Annotated in this window: 18 protein-coding genes; 6 read left to right on the top strand and 12 right to left on the bottom strand. The window is 51.8% G+C overall.

Annotated features, from left to right (window positions below; genetic code table 11):
- Window positions 1-226: 226 nt before the first annotated feature.
- Window positions 227-1,459: a porin gene (locus PsW64_RS25515; RefSeq protein ID WP_063305425.1), complete on the top strand. Its 1,233-nt coding sequence runs from the start codon at window positions 227-229 to the stop codon at window positions 1,457-1,459.
- 66 nt (window positions 1,460-1,525) lie between these two features.
- On the opposite strand, the gene PsW64_RS25510 is transcribed toward PsW64_RS25515, so the two are convergent.
- A complete protein-coding gene (locus PsW64_RS25510; RefSeq protein WP_063289221.1) occupies window positions 1,526-2,431 on the bottom strand; it encodes an alpha/beta fold hydrolase in 906 nt (301 codons plus the stop codon).
- A 299-nt stretch (window positions 2,432-2,730) separates the two neighbouring features.
- Window positions 2,731-5,028, bottom strand: coding sequence for a lytic transglycosylase domain-containing protein (locus PsW64_RS25505; RefSeq protein ID WP_063289220.1), 2,298 nt, complete (start codon window positions 5,026-5,028; stop codon window positions 2,731-2,733).
- Window positions 5,029-5,340: 312 nt separating this feature from the next.
- On the opposite strand from PsW64_RS25505, the gene dapA reads away from it, so the two are divergent.
- The 4 genes from dapA to yjjX all read left to right on the top strand — a co-directional run bounded on the left by dapA (window position 5,341) and on the right by yjjX (window position 8,117).
- Window positions 5,341-6,219, top strand: coding sequence for a 4-hydroxy-tetrahydrodipicolinate synthase (gene dapA, locus PsW64_RS25500; RefSeq protein WP_057464270.1), 879 nt, complete (start codon window positions 5,341-5,343; stop codon window positions 6,217-6,219).
- 67 nt (window positions 6,220-6,286) lie between these two features.
- On the top strand, window positions 6,287-6,763 hold the full coding sequence (gene smpB / locus PsW64_RS25495; protein ID WP_057464271.1) for an SsrA-binding protein SmpB: 477 nt from the start codon (window positions 6,287-6,289) through the stop codon (window positions 6,761-6,763).
- A 128-nt stretch (window positions 6,764-6,891) separates the two neighbouring features.
- Window positions 6,892-7,464: an orotate phosphoribosyltransferase gene (gene pyrE / locus PsW64_RS25490; protein ID WP_063305424.1), complete on the top strand. Its 573-nt coding sequence runs from the start codon at window positions 6,892-6,894 to the stop codon at window positions 7,462-7,464.
- A gap of 119 nt (window positions 7,465-7,583) precedes the next feature.
- Window positions 7,584-8,117: an inosine/xanthosine triphosphatase gene (gene yjjX, locus PsW64_RS25485; RefSeq protein ID WP_063291603.1), complete on the top strand. Its 534-nt coding sequence runs from the start codon at window positions 7,584-7,586 to the stop codon at window positions 8,115-8,117.
- Window positions 8,118-8,225: 108 nt separating this feature from the next.
- Here yjjX and parC read toward each other — a convergent pair whose 3' ends face one another.
- Window positions 8,226-10,478 (bottom strand): DNA topoisomerase IV subunit A, encoded by a 2,253-nt coding sequence (gene parC, locus PsW64_RS25480; protein WP_063305423.1) that lies wholly within the window; start codon window positions 10,476-10,478, stop codon window positions 8,226-8,228.
- 371 nt (window positions 10,479-10,849) lie between these two features.
- On the opposite strand from parC, the gene PsW64_RS25475 reads away from it, so the two are divergent.
- A complete protein-coding gene (locus PsW64_RS25475) occupies window positions 10,850-11,164 on the top strand; it encodes a hypothetical protein (protein ID WP_208981027.1) in 315 nt (104 codons plus the stop codon).
- Between the two features lie 21 nt (window positions 11,165-11,185).
- Here PsW64_RS25475 and recO read toward each other — a convergent pair whose 3' ends face one another.
- The 9 genes from recO to rpoZ all read right to left on the bottom strand — a co-directional run bounded on the left by recO (window position 11,186) and on the right by rpoZ (window position 19,243).
- On the bottom strand, window positions 11,186-11,941 hold the full coding sequence (gene recO, locus PsW64_RS25470; RefSeq protein WP_063305421.1) for a DNA repair protein RecO: 756 nt from the start codon (window positions 11,939-11,941) through the stop codon (window positions 11,186-11,188).
- A 63-nt stretch (window positions 11,942-12,004) separates the two neighbouring features.
- Entirely contained in the window at window positions 12,005-12,925 is a 921-nt protein-coding gene (era, locus tag PsW64_RS25465; protein ID WP_063289384.1) for a GTPase Era, read from the bottom strand.
- 46 nt (window positions 12,926-12,971) lie between these two features.
- The gene (gene rnc / locus PsW64_RS25460; RefSeq protein ID WP_057464278.1) at window positions 12,972-13,679 is read right to left on the bottom strand and encodes a ribonuclease III; all 708 of its coding nucleotides are present in this window, start codon (window positions 13,677-13,679) and stop codon (window positions 12,972-12,974) included.
- Window positions 13,680-13,819: 140 nt separating this feature from the next.
- On the bottom strand, window positions 13,820-14,569 hold the full coding sequence (gene lepB / locus PsW64_RS25455) for a signal peptidase I (RefSeq protein ID WP_206598980.1): 750 nt from the start codon (window positions 14,567-14,569) through the stop codon (window positions 13,820-13,822).
- Window positions 14,570-14,714: 145 nt separating this feature from the next.
- Window positions 14,715-15,134 carry a holo-ACP synthase gene (gene acpS, locus PsW64_RS25450; RefSeq protein ID WP_057464280.1) on the bottom strand — a complete coding sequence of 140 codons (420 nt, stop codon included), beginning with the start codon at window positions 15,132-15,134 and terminating at the stop codon, window positions 14,715-14,717.
- A gap of 152 nt (window positions 15,135-15,286) precedes the next feature.
- Window positions 15,287-15,871, bottom strand: a complete 585-nt coding sequence (locus PsW64_RS25445; protein ID WP_057464281.1) for a DUF2062 domain-containing protein — start codon at window positions 15,869-15,871, stop codon at window positions 15,287-15,289.
- Between the two features lie 25 nt (window positions 15,872-15,896).
- Window positions 15,897-16,490, bottom strand: coding sequence for a hypothetical protein (locus tag PsW64_RS25440; RefSeq protein ID WP_057464282.1), 594 nt, complete (start codon window positions 16,488-16,490; stop codon window positions 15,897-15,899).
- Window positions 16,491-16,514: 24 nt separating this feature from the next.
- Window positions 16,515-18,752, bottom strand: coding sequence for a RelA/SpoT family protein (locus PsW64_RS25435; protein ID WP_063305420.1), 2,238 nt, complete (start codon window positions 18,750-18,752; stop codon window positions 16,515-16,517).
- Window positions 18,753-18,847: 95 nt separating this feature from the next.
- Window positions 18,848-19,243 carry a DNA-directed RNA polymerase subunit omega gene (gene rpoZ, locus PsW64_RS25430; RefSeq protein ID WP_057464283.1) on the bottom strand — a complete coding sequence of 132 codons (396 nt, stop codon included), beginning with the start codon at window positions 19,241-19,243 and terminating at the stop codon, window positions 18,848-18,850.
- Window positions 19,244-19,377: the final 134 nt, after the last annotated feature.

Here is a 19,377-nt window from a genome sequence, read left to right as displayed (position 1 = left end):
CAATGAGTATTACGCCATGGTGACCTCCCAAGCTGTGAAATTTTGCTCAGTTGAACTTCCTGCCCGTTTCGATTGGGTGAGATAATCCTGCCCAATCCATAGTAATTGCGAAAATTGAACCTTGGCGTAATTGTCTAGTTGCACAGGGGTAGTCATTGCAGCTGATTTTGATCGCTGCATTTGTGGGCACTGGACTACTCCGAGTGACGGATGGAGGTTCAATACTATGACGAAGAAGCTGATATTCCTGCCGGTCTTGCTGTCATTCGGAGTTACAGCACAGGCTACAGACTTGCCTAAACCTGTTTTTGAGGCAGAGCCTGAGCCGCTCAATCTGGTGGAGCCCTTGGACTATGTGCAGGTGTGTGATGCGTATGGTGAGGGTTTTTTCTTTATCCCTGGTACGCAGACTTGCTTGCGGCTGAGTGGCCGGGTGCGTACCGATGCGCAGTATCGACGCTTTCCCAAAAAGCCAAATAACTGGGGCGGCGTGGTTGATGGTGATCTTAAAGGGCGTGATTTGAACTCGATGCGCTTTCGTGCTCGCTCCTACATCCGCATGGATGCACGGTCTGAGACCGAATTTGGGTTTGTTCGCACTTTTTCTGAGCTTAGAGCGACAGTGGATTCAGATACTGAACGATATGGTGACTCTCCGGAAATGGATCTGAACAAAGCTTATATTCAGTTTGGTGGCTTTACGATTGGGCGCACTGGTTCTCTGTTTGATTTCTTTACGGGAGCTACCTTTGGTGCTGTGCATAGGGATTGGTCTGATACCAACTCCTGGGCTGCAGCTTATACGGAGGTGTTTGATGGTGGAGTTTCCGTCACTGTTTCCATTGAAGACCCAGTTTATCGTGCGCATGGCGTGTTTACTGGCGTTGCAAGTGAAAATGGAAAGGCCGGGAATAAGGCCCCTGACGCAGTGGCGGCCTTCCGAATGGATGGCGATTGGGGCAGTGCGAAGCTCGCGGCGGCTGTGACGAATATCAGACCAGAAGCCGCTTATGTACCTGGTGAAGTTGGCTGGGCGTTGGGGGCAGGAATGATAATTAACCTCCCTCAGATGGGTAGTCAGGATGCTATGGCTCTGCAGTTCCAGTATGGAAACGGTGCTGTTTCCTATGTGGGTATTGATGACGATGAAGTTTTTGACGCTTACTACATCAACGGCGATACCAGAAAGACCGAAGCACTATCGTTTTCAGGTGGGCTTACGCATTATGTGACGCCTGAAGTGCGGACAGATTTTGATGCGAGTTACGCGGTTGTTGACACACCAACTGGTGCCGCGCTTCCAGACTTTGATCGGTTTGCTCTGGATTGGGATTTGGTCTGGTCACCGGTCAGTGGAATGGAAATGGGTGTTGACCTTGGCTATGCACGAACATCGCCGGAGGATGAAAAAGACTTTGATGAAGCCAGTGCGCTCTTCAGAGTTCAAAGAACCTTCTAAGACATTAAGTTTCTTGAAGAACTTGGGAGTTGGATCTGATGAGCCAACTCCTCTTTTTTGTGTTTGCTAAGCGTGCTGTCTTATAAAATTGAGGATGCGCGTTTGGGTAGAGTGGTCCCAGAGTAAAGGCGCATGTCCTTGGTTGGGGATGACTGAGAGTTCCATCTTCTCGTGTAACTGCTGCATTTTCTCGACAGTTTTTGCTGTAAGAAGACGTGAGTTTTGTCCATGGAGTAAGAGGTGAGGAAACGGTTTTAGCGCGCTGAAAGACATCCAGAGATCGTCTTCAGATGCTGCTTTCTTGTCTCCACGGAGTGTATCGCCCAAGTGCTTGTCATAGCGTAATGATACGCCGTCGGAATTGGGAGCGTATAATTGATTGGCGAATGTTATCCAATCCGCTTCTGACATGGCTGTGAACGCTGTTGCATGGATGGAAGCGAGGCGCTCTGCTGCGGCTTTCATGTTTGGTTGGGACATGACGGTGCCGACTGAGGCAATGATGTCGTTGAGGGCTGGAGGTTCGATGACTGGGCCTATGTCGTTGATAATGACTGATAGCAGGCGCTCTGGGTATCGTTTGGCCATGGAGAAAGAGTGGAGGCCGCCGCGGGATGTGCCGATGAGTGCAAATTTTTCAAGTCCGAGCGCTTCGATGCCCCTGTCAATATCGTCAGCTTCCTGATCAAGACTGTAGGTCTCAAAATCCTCAGAGTGATCTGACAGGCCACGGCCACGATAATCCATTGCGATGACGCGGTGACCATTTTCTCTCAAAAAGTTTGCTAGGTGATAGAAATCTCTTGTGTTTCTCGTCAGGCCAGAAAGGCAAAGGACTGTTGGGTTGCGGGGAATATCCGGGTCCCAGATGTGTGCAGATAAGGTTAGTTCGTCGCTGGCTTTCCAAGTGAAACGGGTTGCGCCCGCAACGTTTTGAAGGTCGACATCAATGTAATCTGGGGCTTGAAGCATAAGTTCCTCCCGAAATGCTTCGGTGTTTTCAGCGATTACAATGCGGTCCGGTTTAAATTCCGGCTTCTGAAGGGCGCTGTTAGACGGGTTTTCTCAGTGCGTGTGTTTGCTACTGTGAAAACAGCCTGATGAATCGCTGGATCAATTATCCTCACCATAGGGCAGGTTTATGCACGTGTCTTGTCAAAGTTGGAGGGTGAGATACAAGGGTGCCCGGAAGGTTTATGTTCTGTTGCTGACAATAAAAAGCCCGGCTAATTCACCGGGCTTTGATTGTTTCGAGCTGTTTTGTAGTGGGATTAGTAGCCGCGTGTGAGATCTTGTGTGATCGTGAGAGGCTTGTTTTCCAGCTTATAACGGTAGACCTGAAGGTTTTCCGTGATGCGCTGCACGTAGTTCCTCGTTTCCCCGTAAGGGATTGATTCAACCCAATCTATTGGATCTATTTTTGGATCTCGCGGGTCACCAAAGCGCTCAATCCACTCCTTCACTTTGTTTTCACCAGCGTTGTACGCGGCGAAGGTGAGGATGTAGGAGCCACCGAACTCGTCCACCAGCTCTCCCAAAAAGGCTGCGCCGAGTGTGGCGTTGTAGGCTGGGTCAGATGTCAGGCGGGACTTCTTGTAGGAGACCCCCAGATTGCGAGCCGTGTCGCGAGCTGTCCCCGGCATGAGTTGGAGTAATCCCAATGCACCTGCGCTGCTGCGCGCTTTTGGGTTAAATGAGCTCTCTTGTCGAGCAATCGCGTAAACGACTGGTTTTTCTACACCTTTTGTGATGCGTGTTTTGCGCGGAATTGCGTTGGTCGGGTAAGCGAGCGGTGCCGCTTCGACACGTTCTGCCTGCGCCAGACGACCAACCATTGTCGCCCATTGATAGACGCCGCGAGATTCTGCCAGCTCGGTCAGAAGTCTGATTTGACCGTTTGTTGGCAGTGTCCGTGCCAGGTGCGTATAAAACAACAGTGTATCATTGTGCAGTCCGGCTTCATCCATTCGCTTGATGGCTTGTACAAGCTCGTTTTGGTTGAAGGCGGTTCGGTCTGCTGTTGTCACATCCGGTAGGGATGCCAGAGGCATTTGGTTGATGCCGAGTTTGGCGAGTGCCAGTTGACCGTAATATGCAGTTTGGAAAGCGCCTGCCTGTTTATAGTAGTCAACGGCGCCGTCTGTATCTTTCAAAGCTTCGCGGGTGCGGCCCAACCAGTAATAGGCACGGGATAGCGTTTGTGCTGTTTTGCCGAGTTTTACGATGCGTTTAAAATGGGGCTCAGCCAGGCGCGGGTCACCTACATAGCGCAGGGCAAACCAGCCGGCATGGAACTCGGCCTCGACGATCATGCCTGGAGATTCTGCTGCGTGATGGGCTGCTATATTGTAGGCGAGGCGCGGCTTGCCAGCCTCTATCATCTCGCGGGAAATGTCACGGCGTTGCTTCCACCAGCTGTCACCATTGAGCAAGGCGGCCGGATCAGTCGGAGCTGCTTCCATCAACTTTGCAGCGGTGTCGTAATCCCCCTGCAAGCGATAGTGCTGGATGAGTGCAAACTGGTAATTGCTGTCAGATTTCATAGAGCGCGGAACGCTCTTTAACTTGCTGAGCGCATTGCCGTTTTTGCGGATGCTCGCTATGCGGGCTTTGATGTATGTTTGTTCGTCTTTTGACAGTTCGGAAAGCAGGCGTTCTGCTGCGCGTGCTCTGTCACGATACAGGAGCATTTCTGCTCTGAGACGATGATCTTTTTGCCGTAGGAGGCTGCCAAAGGCAGAGCGAATTGTTGCTTCTTCGGGAGCTTCAAAGACGGTTTTTTGCCAGAGTGGGCGAATGAGTTTGGCGGCTTCAGTCTTGTTGCTTTTGGCTAAATGTGCTTTTGCAAGGACAAGTTTGCCGTCCTTTGTTTCCGGGACAGTAGAACCGAATGCTGCGATGATCTGAGCGGGTGTCAGGTTGGATGCGGCGAGGGCGGCTTCTCCACGAGCACGTACGACTTTTGCTGTTGGCCAGTGTGGTGCGCTGGCTGCAAACTGGGCGATATGGGTGACCGGTGTCTTTGGGCCGCCCCGTAGCATAATGAACCAATCCGCCACGCGACGATCAAGATTATCCGGCAAAGCATTTCGAGCGCGCAGCGCTTCGTTCAGCCGTCCGGATTTAACGTGCTGGAGAACGGTTTTAAGTGGTTCAACCGATCCTGTTGCTTGAGCTGTGCTCAATCCCTGTGGATAAGAACTTGTCAGCGCAGCAGTTGCTTCGAGTGCATTTTGCGGGCTGGAAGGGCGGGTCGAAATTGCAGTTCGCCCATTGCTGACAGGTGCAGCGGGGGCATAGCTGGACAGCTGAGAGTTCTGTGTTCCACCTGCGCTGCCCCTGCCAATCACTGGAGGTTTGGAGCGTGGTGTGGCGGCAAGCGATCTGCTTTGAACAGCAGCATGCTGCGTGCTCAAGGCGATAGTGCGCACAACCTTTGCAGGGTTTGGAGCCGGAATAACGCTGTGATTTAAAGAGGATACAGCGGAAAATGCCGATGCGGAAACAGTCGTGGCAATGGCAAATGCACTCACACGTGTCGATACTAGAAGAAACTCACGGATACGCATACTACTCGTCGGCCCGTCTCACCTGAGTGTTGTTTATCCGGCAAAAACGCACCGGACGGTTTAATTCCCAAAAAGTCCCTCATTCTGCTTGCCACAAACAGGGTAAATATCTGTTTAATGTTTCACTCAGGGGACCATAATACTTACAGTCGAAACTGGCCTAAATATGAGCACAAAAAAATTCCCGAATCTTATAAGAGAAGGTCTTGGTGATGTTGCCGAGATAGGCTAGATCACATTATTGTATGCCACCCCTTTGAGGGCACTGGCAAATTTTGCTCTGTATATATGTAATCCAACGAGGAACCTGAGATGTTTAGAGGATCAATTCCAGCACTTGTCACACCTTTCAAGGATGGCAAAGTGGATGAGAAGGCCTTCCAGGAATTCGTGGATTGGCAGATAAAACAGGGCTCCCACGGGCTTGTGCCTGTGGGAACAACCGGAGAAAGCCCAACTCTTTCCTTTGCTGAGCACAAGCGTGTCGTGCAGATGGCTGTTGAGGTTTCTGCTGGCCGTGTCCCTGTTATGGCAGGTGCTGGCTCCAACAATCCGGTTGAAGCAATCGAATTTGCGCAGCACGCTCAGGAAGTGGGGGCAGATGCGATTTTGTCCGTTACGCCGTATTACAACAAGCCTAATCAGGCTGGTTTGAAGGGCCACTTTAAGGCGATTGCTGCTTCTGTAGATCTTCCGATCTACATCTATAACATTCCGGGTCGTTCCATCATTGATATGGAAAGCCAGACGATGGCTGATCTGTTTCATGAAGTGGACAACATTGTCGGCGTAAAAGATGCGACGGCAAACCTTGCACGGGCTTCTGAGCAACGCCACTTATGTGGTCATGACTTCATCCAGCTTTCTGGTGAAGATATCACTGCACTTGGCTTTAATGCTCACGGTGGTCAGGGCTGTATTTCTGTGACAGCAAACATTGCGCCTGCGCTGTGTTCTCAGTTTCAGGAAGCGTGCCTTGCAGGCGACTTTGTAACTGCGCTTTCCATTCAGGATCGTCTTGCACCGCTGCACCAGGCCCTGTTCATTGAGCCAAATCCAGCTGGGCCAAAGTATGCTTTGTCTCTGCTTGGCAAAATGGAAAACGAGTTGCGCCTGCCTTTGGTCACAGTAAGTGAAGAAACTCAGGAAAGCATTCGCAAGGCTATGGTTCATGCAGGCCTGATCAATTAAGCTATTGCTCCGCGCACCTAATATGAGTGTGCGCGGAGACATTTATTGAATGAAATAAGGAAAAGAAATGGCTGCCAAAAAAGGTGGCGTTCCCGGGCGCAAGGTTGTTGCGGATAACCGGAAGGCCCGTTTTAACTACGAAATTGAAGATGTGTTTGAGGCTGGTATTGAGCTGAGGGGCACTGAAGTAAAGTCTCTTCGCCAAGGCAAAAGCAATATTGCTGAAAGCTATGCTGCTGAATATCGGGGGGAGATGATGGTCTACAACGTCTACATCCCTGAATATACGCAGGGTAACCGCTTTAACCATGAACCTCGCCGTCCTCGAAAGCTGCTGATGCATCGCCGCGAGTTGAACAAGCTGTTTGCTGCCGTTCAAAAAGAAGGCAAGACCATCGTGCCCCTGAAAATCTACTTTAATGAAGATGGGCGGGCAAAGATGGAAGTCGCTTTGGGCCGTGGTAAAAAAGCTCACGATAAGCGCCAGACCGAAAAAACACGCGACTGGAACCGCGAAAAGCAACGCTTGCTTAAGAACGGCTAGAGCATCTCACATAGCTGGTGATGCTCCAGCTTTTTGCCTTACGCCTGCAAAGATAAGGCTGGTCCGAGAACTTGCTGGAAAGTTGCATTCCTTCTAATAAGGGGCAACTGTGTTTGGAGGTGGAGCGGATGTCTAGCGAAACAATGTTGTTGTTGCCCGATCTTGCGAGGCAGATTGCGAAGGTCGCAACGCTCGAAGGTGAGTTTGTGCTGCGTTCCGGGCAGGTTTCTGAGCGTTACTTCGATAAGTACAGCTTCGAAGGACTTCCTCACATTTTGCGACCGCTCGCACGGGCAATGAGCGAGCTGCTTCCGCCTGAAACGGAAATTATCGCTGGTCTTGAGCTTGGAGGTGTCCCTCTTGTTACTGCGATGTCTCTGGAAACTGGCCTTCCTGCAGCGTTTGTTCGAAAAGAGCCTAAATCTTACGGTACTTGTCGTGCGATCGAAGGACAAAATCTGACTGGGCGAAAAGTGGTCTTCGTAGAAGACGTTATCTCAACTGGTGGGGCTGTTGCTGATGCATTGCGTTTAGCTACGCAAGAGGGGGCAGATGTTCGCGCCGTTGTTTGCGCAATTTGGCGAGGGGACGGTGCTCCTGCAATTCACGCTGCTCCTGAGTTGCCTGTGTATCCGGTTTTTACGCGGAGCGACCTTGAGACATCGCTCGGTGATCAGGCAAACCAAATGGAAACTCAGTGAATCGGTTTGAAGTGATTTTGCCTTTGTTTGCGCGTGCTTCGCTCGCAAGTGTATCGAGACCTGTTTCTGTTAGCTCAAAGTGCGGGCTAAAGAGCTCTGATTGTTCTGGAGTGTTTTGAATGAAAGTCGTTGTTGCCTCTCAAAATCCGGTCAAGGTGAATGCGACGCTTGAGGCGTTCAGGGCTCAGTTTCCGGCTGATGACATTGAGCTGGTTTCTGCAAGTGTTCCTTCTGGTGTTTCTGATCAACCAATGAGTGATGAAGAAACGCGTCAGGGTGCTGTGGTGCGTGCTGAGAACGCTTTGGAAGCGCAAGCTGATGCGGACTTTGGTGTGGGGCTGGAAGGCGGTATCTGTGAGTTGCACGGCATTGCCTACACGTTTGCGTGGATGGTGGTGATTTCGCGCGAAGGGCAGATTTCTGCCAGCCGTTCCATGCTGCTGCCGCTGCCAGAGAAAGTCATGCAGTTGGTGCGCTCGGGAATGGAGCTTGGGCACGCTATTGATGAGATTTATGGCACTGATAACATCAAGCAAAAGGCTGGTGCAGTTGGGTTGCTGACCGGTGGTCGTCTAACGCGGACTTCGACCTACGTAGATACTCTCTTTTGTGCGCTGCTGCCGTTCAGATCTCCAGCATTTAGAGATGCTTAGAGGGTGTTGCTGAGAGGTAGATTCATCTAAAACGAAAAACAGAGCCTCATGGGCTCTGTTTTTGTAGGTACTAGGTAGATTGCGCAGAAATAGATTCTGATTATCGCTTTAACCAGTTGAACTTCCATCGAATTTGTTGGTTCTCGGGAAGCCGTTTGGTGGTAGGCGTCCGGCTTGACCGCGGTCGCCGCGCCAGTCTTGCATTTCTTCCAGAGAGCGTTTGAAGGTGCGACCAGATGCATCTGTCCATGTCAGGCCTTCTTCTGAGCTGAAGGTCTTGATATCGGAGATGCCGCCATCTCTGTAGCGCTGCAGGCGCACGCCTCGACCGCGCGTCATGACTGCGATTTGCGCAAGCGGGAAGGTGAGGAGTTTTCTGTTGTGGCCGATGACCGCGACATAGTCTCCCATAGCCGGTACGCACAGGACAGCCTTTGCTGGGGCTGTCACGTTGAGCACCTGTTTCCCTTTGCGGGTGTTGGCGATCACATCCTTTTCCTGAACGACAAAACCATATGCTCCATCGGTGCACATGAGGAGTTTGCGCTCAGGGTCATGTACGAAGGCGCTGATGATTTCTTGCGTCTCATCCATATCCAGCATCAGGCGGATTGGTTCACCGTGGCCGCGGCCGCCTGGTAGCTTATCTGCGCCGAGGGTATAGAATTTACCACCACTGGTGAAGATCAGGATCTTGCTGGTGGTTTCTGCATGGAAAGACAGGTGCAGCTGATCGCCTTGCTTGAAGGTGAGGGTGCTCACGTCCTGTACATGGCCTTTAAGCGTTCTGATCCAGCCTTTTTCTGAGATAACAACCGTGATCGGTTCTTTCTCAATCATGGCTTGGTGGATCTCTTCCAGATCGTGGTCCGTTGCGGTGCTGAAGTCTGTTCTGCGCTTGCCGATTTCGGTCTCAGGGCCGTAGGCCTTACCGATCTCGCCGACTTGCTTAGAAACGCGGTTCCACTGTTTCTTGTCGGAGGCGAGGAGAGCTTCCAGACCTGATTTTTCTTTAGAGAGTTTGTCGTGTTCTTTTTTGATCTCGAACTCTTCAAGCTTGCGCAAGGAACGCAGGCGCATGTTCAAGATGGCTTCCGCCTGAACGTCTGTCAGCTCAAACGCGCGAATGAGAGACGCCTTGGCATCATCTTCTTCGCGGATGATGCGGATGACTTCATCAATATTCAGGTAGGCAATGAGGTAGCCTTCCAGAACTTCCAGACGGTGGTTGATCTGGTCAAGCCTGTGATTGGAGCGGCGGACCAGAACTTCTTTCTGGTGCTCTAGCCACTCCTGCAGGACTTCCTTCAGGTTCATGACCTTTGGCACAACGCCTTTGGACAGAACGTTCATGTTCAGCGAGAATCTGTTTTCCAGATCCGTCAGCTTGAACAGGGAGGCCATGAGGAGTTCAGGGTCAACGTTTTTGTTGCGTGGCACCAAAACCACGCGCACGTCTTCAGCGGACTCATCGCGAACATCATCCAGCAACGGCAGTTTGCGTGCCATGAGGAGTTCTGCGATTTTCTCGATCAGACGGGACTTCTGAACGACGTATGGAATCTCTGTAACAACGATGTTGTAGGTGCCGCGTTGTCCTTCCTCTTTGTGCCATTTCGCACGTGTTCGGAAGCTGCCGCGGCCAGTCTTGTAGGCTTCTACAATGGAGCCCTGATCGTTGACAATTGTGCCGCCGGTTGGGAAATCCGGGCCCTTGATGTGCTCAAGGAGCTCTTCAATTTCCGCATCCGGTTTGGAAATCAGAAGCTGGCAGGCGTTGCAGAGCTCATAGGCATTGTGTGGGGGGATGGATGTTGCCATGCCCACTGCGATGCCTGTGGAGCCGTTTGCCAGAAGGTTCGGGAAGTTGCCGGGAAGAACGACTGGTTCGGAATCCAGACCGTCGTAAGTTTCACGGAAGTCGACAGCGTTCTCGTTGAGGCCATCCAGAATGCGGGTGGCCACGTCGGTCATGCGGGCTTCGGTGTAACGCATCGCAGCGGCGCTATCGCCGTCGATGTTACCGAAGTTGCCCTGACCATCCACCATCGGATAGCGAACGGAGAAATCCTGTGCGAGACGGACAAGGGCGTCGTAGATGGCGGCGTCACCGTGAGGGTGATATTTACCCATGACGTCACCGACAACACGCGCACACTTCTTAAAGCCCTGATTTGGATCGAGCTTTAAAAGGCGCATGCCATACAAAATCCGTCGGTGCACCGGCTTCAGGCCATCGCGTACATCTGGTAGTGCGCGATGCATGATGGTTGTCAGAGCGTAGCTAAGGTAGCGCTCTTCCAGTGCATCTTTAAGATTGATTGTTTCCGGGCCATCATGGCCGATCACTTCCTGTCCCATGACACTTGGTTATCGTTCTTGGCTTGTTCTGTCCATGCTAACGCACCGTTCTACCTATGAAATCCTCAGAAAACAGCGCTTTTTCAAGGTTTAATTCTGTGTAGCGGGCATGCGTTTTGCGACTCACTGCGGTGATTACTTAGAGCACGTCACGTTCATTGGCATTCATGCATCATGCCCTATCATTTTTGGTGGAGCGAATTCTCGCCAATCGACCGCAACTAGCAGAGGCAACAGGTGGTTTCGATTATTACTCGGATTTGCAGAGGTGGTTTAAGCCGACCTGATTTTTGCTCGGCTATCCTAGAGCGTGCACATGGCAGGATGTTGTCGCTGTTTAGGAGATAACATGTTGATGACTGGAGGTTATAGTGAGGAAGCAAAGCTTGGCGTTGAAAGGTCTTATGGCGGTGTATGGAGTCGTGGCAATCACGGCTTGTAGCCATGCTGCGGATCATGGGAGAACAGGTCAAGGTGCATCTGATCAGCAAGCGCCATCTTTGGAAGGCGCAGGGCAGGGCACGGTCATTGAGGCGCCGGGTGTGCTTCGCAGCTGGTATCAGCCTCCACCAGAGGATCAACACCCTTATGTACCGCCGCCCAGGAAACGTTATATTCCGCTGGGAGGAGACAGTACTGGTCCGGTGATTGTTTTGCCGGGTGGGAATGGGCCGCAATCTGATTGATAGGCTTAGTGTGGCTTCGTTTCAGTCGGGCAGGTCTGCGAAATCTTTTTTGAGCGCGGTTACATAATTGTCTCGCGCAGGAGGCCATGCAATGCTGCGCGGCTCATAGATGTATTTGAACAGGAAGTAGCCGGTGAGTGAGAACCCTGCTTCCATATCCCCCTTCGAGATTTGAATGTTTTGGGAGAGCCGCGACTCGGGCGCTTTCAGGAACTCCGGCAGTGTAAGGAGCTTGGCGGCGTAAGGTCGTCCGGCTGTTTTGCAAACCGCTCGGCCTGATTTGGGTGAAACCCAGATCAGTTCCTCGGTGACACCAGTGGCTGCGCATTCTGAGAGGTCAAGGCCGAAGCCGAGCTCATTGAGCAGTTCCAGTTCAAAACGGAGCACGAGTGCTGCACCAATTCGAGGGTCTTCCAGATGATCGAGAATGACGTCCAGCGCGTGAAACAGATTGGGATGTGGATCGCGCTCGGGAAGAAGGCGGACTTGCGCACACAGGCTTTGCAGGCCGTGAATGGCTCTTGCTGTTTGCATGAGGTGGGCGGCGCGTAATTGCAGGGGCTCAACTGTGAAGAAGCCCAGATGTTCATCCAGCCTCGCGCGCCAAGTGAGGTTGAGATGATTACCCAGTTGCAGCGCAGGTTGCTGGCGGCGTGATCTGCCGCCGCGCACCAAGCCCAGGCAGCGGCCTTTGTCCGGTGTCAGAACTTCAAGCAGGATGTTGTTTTCACCTTGCTTGCGCGTTCCAATGACGATGCCTTCTGCCTGCCACTGCATAATTGTGCTCATTAAGCGCAGCGTATCCTTGTCCGGAAACCGGATCCGCTTTTCGGGGATACGCTAGTGTGGGAAGTCCAATCCCATGTTGCGATAGCGTTCTGGATCATCGGACCAGTTTTCACGCACTTTCACAAACACAAAGAGATGGATTGTGGTCTCAAAGGCTTCTGTGAGCTCTTCACGTGCAGCTTTTGAGATTGCTTTGATGGTCTGACCGTTCTTGCCCAGCACAATTGACTTTTGACTGTCGCGTTCAACGAAGATTGTCTGCTCGATACGGATGGAGCCATCTTTCTTATCTTCCCACTTATCGGTCTCGACAGTGGAGATGTAAGGTAGCTCTTCATGAAGGCGCAGGTAAAGCTTCTCGCGGGTGATCTCAGCAGCCAACATACGCAGTGGGATGTCGGAGGCCTGATCTTCCGGATAGAGCCATGGGCCTTTGGGCATCTGATCGGAGAAGTACTTTAGGATGTCCTTTGTACCGGAACCGTTGATAGCAGAGACCATGAAGGTCTGATCAAACTTGGTGTACTCGTTGGCTTTTGCCGCAAGTGCCAGAAGTTGATCGCGCTTGGTGATGTCGATCTTGTTGAGGATCAGAACTTTCGGGAGTTTGATGTGCTCCAGTTCGTTCAAAATACGCTCTACAGACTCATTGATGCCTTTCTTGGCGTCGATGAGAACGGCAACGACGTCAGCGTCCTTGGCTCCGCCCCATGCTGTGTCGACCATTGCGCGGTCAAGACGGCGTTTCGGGCGGAAGATGCCTGGTGTGTCAACGAAGATAACCTGGCTGTCGTCTTCAATCGCAACACCGCGAACGATTGCGCGTGTTGTCTGCACCTTGTGGGTGACGATTGAAACCTTCGTGCCAACCAACTGGTTCAGCAGCGTCGACTTGCCCGCATTTGGCGCGCCAATCAACGCGACAAAGCCAGCGCGTGTGTTTTCGTTGAGTTTGCCGAGGTTGAAGTTCATGCCCTCTGGCAGGTCATTGTTGTTGTTTTCGTCGTTCATTTAAGACCTATTCGCTCCACACGCCTTCGCGGCGCAGGATGTTCTCGGCAGCGGACTGTTCTGCAATGCGCTTTGAGCTTCCGACGGCTTCGCCGGGACCAACGCCTTCCACATTCACGCGGATCTTGAAGATCGGGGCATGGTCTGGGCCGCTGCGAGAGACTGTTTCGTATAACGGAGTAGGGCGTCCTTTGGACTGTGCCCACTCCTGAAGAGTTGTTTTGGCATCTCGCAATGGACCTGTGTAAGACACCATTCTTACAGCAAAATAGCGTTTGATGAAGCTCTCGGCTTCGTCAAATCCGCTATCAAGGTAAATTGCTGCAATCAGGCTCTCGCACATGTCTGCAAGAATTGCTGTTTTAGATCGTCCACCAGTATGTGCTTCAGCTTCGCCGACGCGCATATGCTGGCCAATGTCGATGACCTTGGAAACTTCAGCGCATGTCTCGCGCTTTACAAGTTGGTTCAGGCGCCGAGCAAGTTCCCCTTCATCTGCTTTAGGGAAATTTTCTTCCAGCATCGTCGCAATTGCAAGGCCGAGCACTCGATCGCCCAAAAACTCAAGGCGCTGGTAGCTCTGCAGGGAAGCCTTTGCAACCGGAAGGGCACTGGCATGCGTCAAAGCACGAACAAGGAGTTCCTTGTTCGTGAACTTGTAGCCGATGCGCTCTTCCAGAGCTGCGTCTGATACCGGTCTTTTTCTTCTGCTCATAATTCCGGCTAATTCCTTCAAAGACTGCTTTGCAGGCTTTCTGAAGCAGTTTGTGTCACTAACTGTATCACTCAAACTGCTTCAAGTGTGGTTGGGCGTAGTTTTTTCCGAAAACCGGAGGCCGTTGCAGGCGCTACGCTTTAGAGTACGTCGCCAAGGCGATCCCAGCGAACAGTCCAAGGCCATTTCCAGAACATCCATGCAGGCTGGTCATCTTCAATAGAGAAGAAGATGATTTCAGCGCGTCCGATAAAGTTCTCGAACGGGACGTAGCCCACTTCGGAAAGAACGCGGCTGTCCTGCGAATTATCCCGGTTGTCGCCCATCATGAAATAGCGATCTGCTGGTACGTGATAGACGGGTGTGTTGTCCAGAGAGCCATTGGTCGTGATATCAAGGGTCTGGTAGCTTATGCCATTTGGTAGTGTTTCGATATAACGCGGGATCTTGTGAATGTTCCCATAAGCGTCTTTTTCGATGTAATCGTCAATGCGCTTGCGCTCAACAGCATTGCCATTGATGTGCAAAATGCCATTGATCATCTGAACTTCATCGCCAGGCAAGCCAATCACACGCTTAATATAATCGGTGGAGTTGTCTTTTGGTAGCTTGAAAACGGCAATGTCGCCGCGCTCTGGAGGGGAACTCCAGACACGTCCGTCAAATGGTGCCAGTCCAAATGGGAAAGAGTACTTTGAGTAGCCATAGCTGTACTTAGAGACAAACAGGTAGTCGCCAATCAGCAAAGTATCTTTCATGGAGCCCGAAGGAATAAAAAATGGCTGAAAAAGAAATGTTCTAACAACCAGAGCGAGTAGCAGAGCTTGAGCGATGACCTTAATGGTCTCATATACGCCGCCTTCCTGCTCCTTTTCTTTGGATTGGCTCATGTTCATCCTTCGTGGTAAGAGAATACTCGCTTGGCCCGATGCCCATCACTTAAATAGTGCGAGTCAGTCTCCTGACAATAATATTCACATAGGTGGATCTCTTAGCGGTTCAAGGCCACTTCTGCAATCCAGTTCATTTACGTTTTCACGGCTCTAGACCCGGCCAGTCCTCTGGCCATGCCGAAATAACGACAAATGCCTGTGCCAGCGGGTAATCATCCGTAATTGTAAGGTCAATTCGTGGCACAAAGCCTTTTGGCACAAGTTTATCCAGTCTTTCTTTCGCGCCGCCGGACAGTTGCAGGGTCGGTTTGCCGCTCGGCAGGTTTACGACACCCATCTCTTTCCAGGCAACGCCCATTGAAAGACCTGTGCCCAAGGCTTTGGAACAGGCTTCTTTGGCGGCAAAACGTTTCGCATAGGTTGCAGCCTTGTTGGCGCGACTTTCTGCTTTTGCCCGCTCAACATCTGTGAAGACGCGTTTTGTGAAGCGATCTGGAAAACGGGAGAGTGTTTTCTCTATTCTTCGAATGTCGCTCAGATCACTGCCAATGCCAATAATCATCTCTGCCTCGTTGTGTGACGGATATATTGGCGCGTGAGCGCGAAACTCACAAGCCTTCTGAATAAGTTGTTGTGGTGCAAATCTTTTCAAGGAGACAACTCGTGTTTCCTGCTGGTCCGCTCAGTGTTGGAGTGCCGGTCCGGCGATCCCGTTTATTTTTCCTGAGCGACATTTTTGCTTTTTTTTGCCAGCTTTCTTTTTAAGCGAAAACGATGTGCTCTGGCTTTCTGGTAAGTGGAAACCGAGCCCAGAACAATAAAATAGAAAAAGACACCAGCGGCCAGACCGAGCGGGATTGAGCCAATCAACATTGGTTTTAAGATTGGCCAGATTGAATCCAGCGATTGAGACAGCATGGAATGATCCAGTTTGCCACCTAAATCTGGAAGGGGCTTGTCTTCCAGATCCATAATATAGAGACCGACCTTGTAGGTGCTGGCCCAGATAAACGGGAAGGTGAGTGGATTGCCTACGGCTGTGCCTAATGCCGCGGCAAGCATGTTGCCGCGCAGAATATAGGCCAAGACAAAGCTGAGAATAAAATGGAAACCGAGGAATGGCGTGAAAGAAGCAGCGGCGCCTGCGGCAAAGCCTGCTGCAATCTTTCTTGGGCTGGCTGAAAGGCGGAGAACCCGTTTTGTTAAGTACCTGAAAGAGCGAGACCAACTGTGACGCGGCCAAACAGCCACGCGGATACGTTCTATTCTTGTTGGTTTATCCCGCCGTTTAAAAATCATTTCGGTTCAAGTACTTTGCTTATTTTCAATCGCGCCAGTTAAACGGCTCGATTGGGGTTGTTTCTATAGCCGGTATCTCAGCGAGTTCTTTTGGTACATTCTCGGCTGCATACACCGGTCGTTTTAAAGGAGCAAGAGATATTAGAGGTACTCCTAAGTCCGTATCGTCAAGACTCCTGTCGATAAAACAACCAATACCTACGGTGTTAATGCTCAGTGACTGCAGTGCTTCAATTGTGGAAAGGCATAGGTGACCTGTTCCTACAACATCCTGAACTATAAATACATTTGACTTTGGAGGGATGGTTGCCGGTCCGGTGGTGAGGTAGCCGCCTTCGCGGCGAAGCCAGAGGGCACTCTTCTGCATGATTCTTGCAGTTTGCAGTGCGACGATCAGGCCACCTAAGCTGGGGGCAACGAAATGGGAGAAGTTGAGGAGCTGGTGAGCGGCAATTTTTTTCACCAGTTCGGAGGCTAGGGTTTCGACCTTATCCGGGTATTCCAGCAGCTTTTGTCGTTGCAGGTAAGCTGAGCCGTGCCAGCCTGAAGGAAGGATGAAGTGACCTTCCTTCAGGGCTTTTGTTTCTCTGAAAACGTCCAGGACTGCATTGGGGCCCATGGGTTTTCCTCTTTTCTTCAGCGGCTAGCCGTTCACCCTTTGCGCTTCGGAAACGTTGGGTTTGGCACGCAGCTGGTTCAGGATCAGATTCAGGTGCTTCAAATCCCATACCTCAAGATCAATTAGCATCTCGTGAAAATCGGAGGCTTTGCGGATCATTTTGATATTATCAATGTTACCGCGGTGATCACCGATGACCTTGGTGATTGCTGCCAGTGAGCCGGGTTCGTTGACCGCGAACACGCTGATCTGCGCCGGGAAACGCTCCGGTGCATTGGGGTCGATGTCCCAGCGCACGTCGAGCCAACGCTCAGGTTGATCGTCGAATTCCTTCAGGTCCGGTGACTGGATCGGGTAGATGGTGATGCCAACGCCCGGTGTCAGGATGCCGACAATGCGGTCTCCTGGTACTGCGCCGCCACTTGGGGCAAAGCGCACAGGGAGTGAGCTGGAGACGCTGGTGCGGATCGGCAGAGAGCCGTTTTTGGAACTCTCCTGAGATCCTTCCGGAATCTTGAACTTAACCGAGCTGCCTTTGTCCAGATCGAACCAGCCCTCTGAGGCTGAGCCTGCTGCGGGTGGTGCACTTGGGTTGCGGTCAGCTGTTTGTGCTGGTGCGTAGTCTGGATATGCAACTTCCAGAATAGCGCTTGCTTGTACATCTCCGCGACCCACGGCGACGAGCAAGTCGAGCGTGGTTTCCATGGTGAACTTCTTGATGTGTGCTTCAAGAGCTGCTTCGTCGAAGTCCTTGCCTGCATGGGAGAAGGCGCGTTCAAGGATGTGTTTGCCAAGTCCGCCATATTGCTGGCGTGCGGAAGCTTTGGTTGCCTTGCGAATTGCAGAACGTGCCTTGCCTGTGACGGCAATGTTTTCCCAGGCCGGAGGAGGTGTCTGTGCCTGTGAGCGGACGACGTCAACTTCATCGCCGTTGGTCAGCTCAGTGACCAGCGAGGAGATGCGTCCGTTGATTTTACAGCCCACGCAGGTGTTGCCGATATCCGTGTGAACGGCGTAGGCGAAATCGATTGGGGTTGCTCCGCGTGGCAGTGCGATCAAGCGGCCTTTTGGTGTGAAGCAGAAGACCTGGTCGTGGAAGAGTTCAAGCTTGGTGTGCTCGAGAAATTCTTCCGGGGATTCCCCTTGTGCTAGCAGGTCAATGGTGCCGCGCAGCCAGCCATAGGCGCGGGATTCTGCTGTCATGGACTGAATGTTGCGACCACCGGTGACGCCGTCTTTGTAGAGCGCGTGTGCTGCGATGCCGTTTTCAGCGATGCGGTGCATGGCTTGGGTGCGGATCTGCAGCTCTACACGCTGACGTTTCGGCCCAACCACGGTTGTGTGTATGGAGCGATAGTCGTTCTGCTTTGGCGTCGAGATGTAATCTTTGAAGCGGCCCGGTACACATGGCCAAGCCGTATGGATTACGCCCAGTACACGGTAGCAGTCTTCTGGTGTTGGCACGATTGCGCGAAAGCCGTAGATATCGGAGAGCTGTTCGAAGCCGAGAGACTTTTCTTCCATCTTACGAAAGATGGAGTAGGCGCGCTTTTCGCGTCCACTGATCTTGGCTGTGATGCCTTGTTCGGCGAGGCGCTGCGTCAGGTCCTCTTCAATGTCCGTGATCAGGCTTTCGTTCTTGCCGTGCAGAGTTGCCAGGCGTTCACGAATGGTATCGCGGGCGTCCGGGTAGAGTGTCTCGAAAGAGATGTCTTCCAGCTCATCGCGAATGTCCTGCATACCCATGCGGCCAGCAAGGGGCGCATAGATTTCCATGGTCTCTTCAGCGATGCGGAGGCGTTTGTCTTCGCGCATGTGGTGAAGTGTGCGCATGTTGTGCAGGCGATCAGCCAGCTTCACAAGGAGGACGCGGACATCATCAGCAATCGCAAGCAGGAGCTTGCGGAAGTTCTCGGCCTGTTTTGCTTTTCTGGATACCAGATCCAGGCGCTGGATCTTTGTAAGCCCTTCTACGAGTTTGCCGATTTCTTCGCCAAACATGCGGTCAATCTCGGCACGTGTGGCATCAGTGTCCTCAATGGTGTCGTGAAGAAGAGCGACAGCAATGGTTGCGTCGTCAAGCTTCAGATCCGTGAGGATTGCAGCAACTTCAAGAGGGTGGGAAATATAAGGATCCCCAGAGGCGCGGGTCTGGGTACCATGCTTTTGCATGGCATAAACATATGCCTTGTTGAGCAGTGCTTCATCCGCATTGGGATTGTAGCTGGTTACTTTCTCAACAAGTTCGTATTGACGCATCATTTTCGGGCGGCCGCTTCACTTTAAAAATAAGCTAGGGCCGGACCTGAAAATGCGAGGCGCCGGCCCGGCCGACGCCGACATCTTGCAGAGGGCGATTAGTAGTCGTCGGAACGTTCCGGCGGTACCAAGCCTTCAAGCCCCTTAAGCAGGTCTTCTTCAGTAATACTGTCAAATTCTACTTCTGAATCATCAACGGCATTAATCTGAAGCTGCTGTGGGTCACTTGGAACCATTGGAGCTGTTTCAGCTTCTGGTTCATCAACTTCAACGAACTTCTGTAGTGAGTGAATGAGATCTTCTTTAAGATCTTCAGGGCTCACAGTTTCTTCAGCAATCTCGCGAAGTGCGCAGACCGGATTTTTATCATTGTCGCGGTCGATTGTCAGTGGAGAACCACTTGAAATCATCCGGGCGCGATGGCTGGCAAGTAGAACCAGCTCGAACCGGTTTTCAACCTTGTCGACGCAATCTTCGACGGTCACACGTGCCATTCGATCACTCCATAATATCTGGGAATTCAGAGGCCACTCATAGAATGCTTCTTGTTGCAAGGCAAGAGCCGTTTCTGCATTTTTTGTGCAACTCCTTTACATCTTATTATGTGGGGAGCGTTTTTCCATCTTTC

Source organism: Pseudovibrio sp. W64 (assembly GCF_001623145.1).
GTDB lineage: Bacteria > Pseudomonadota > Alphaproteobacteria > Rhizobiales > Stappiaceae > Pseudovibrio.
Note: the sequence above shows the minus strand (reverse complement) of the source record. Positions and strands in the feature narration are given on the sequence as shown.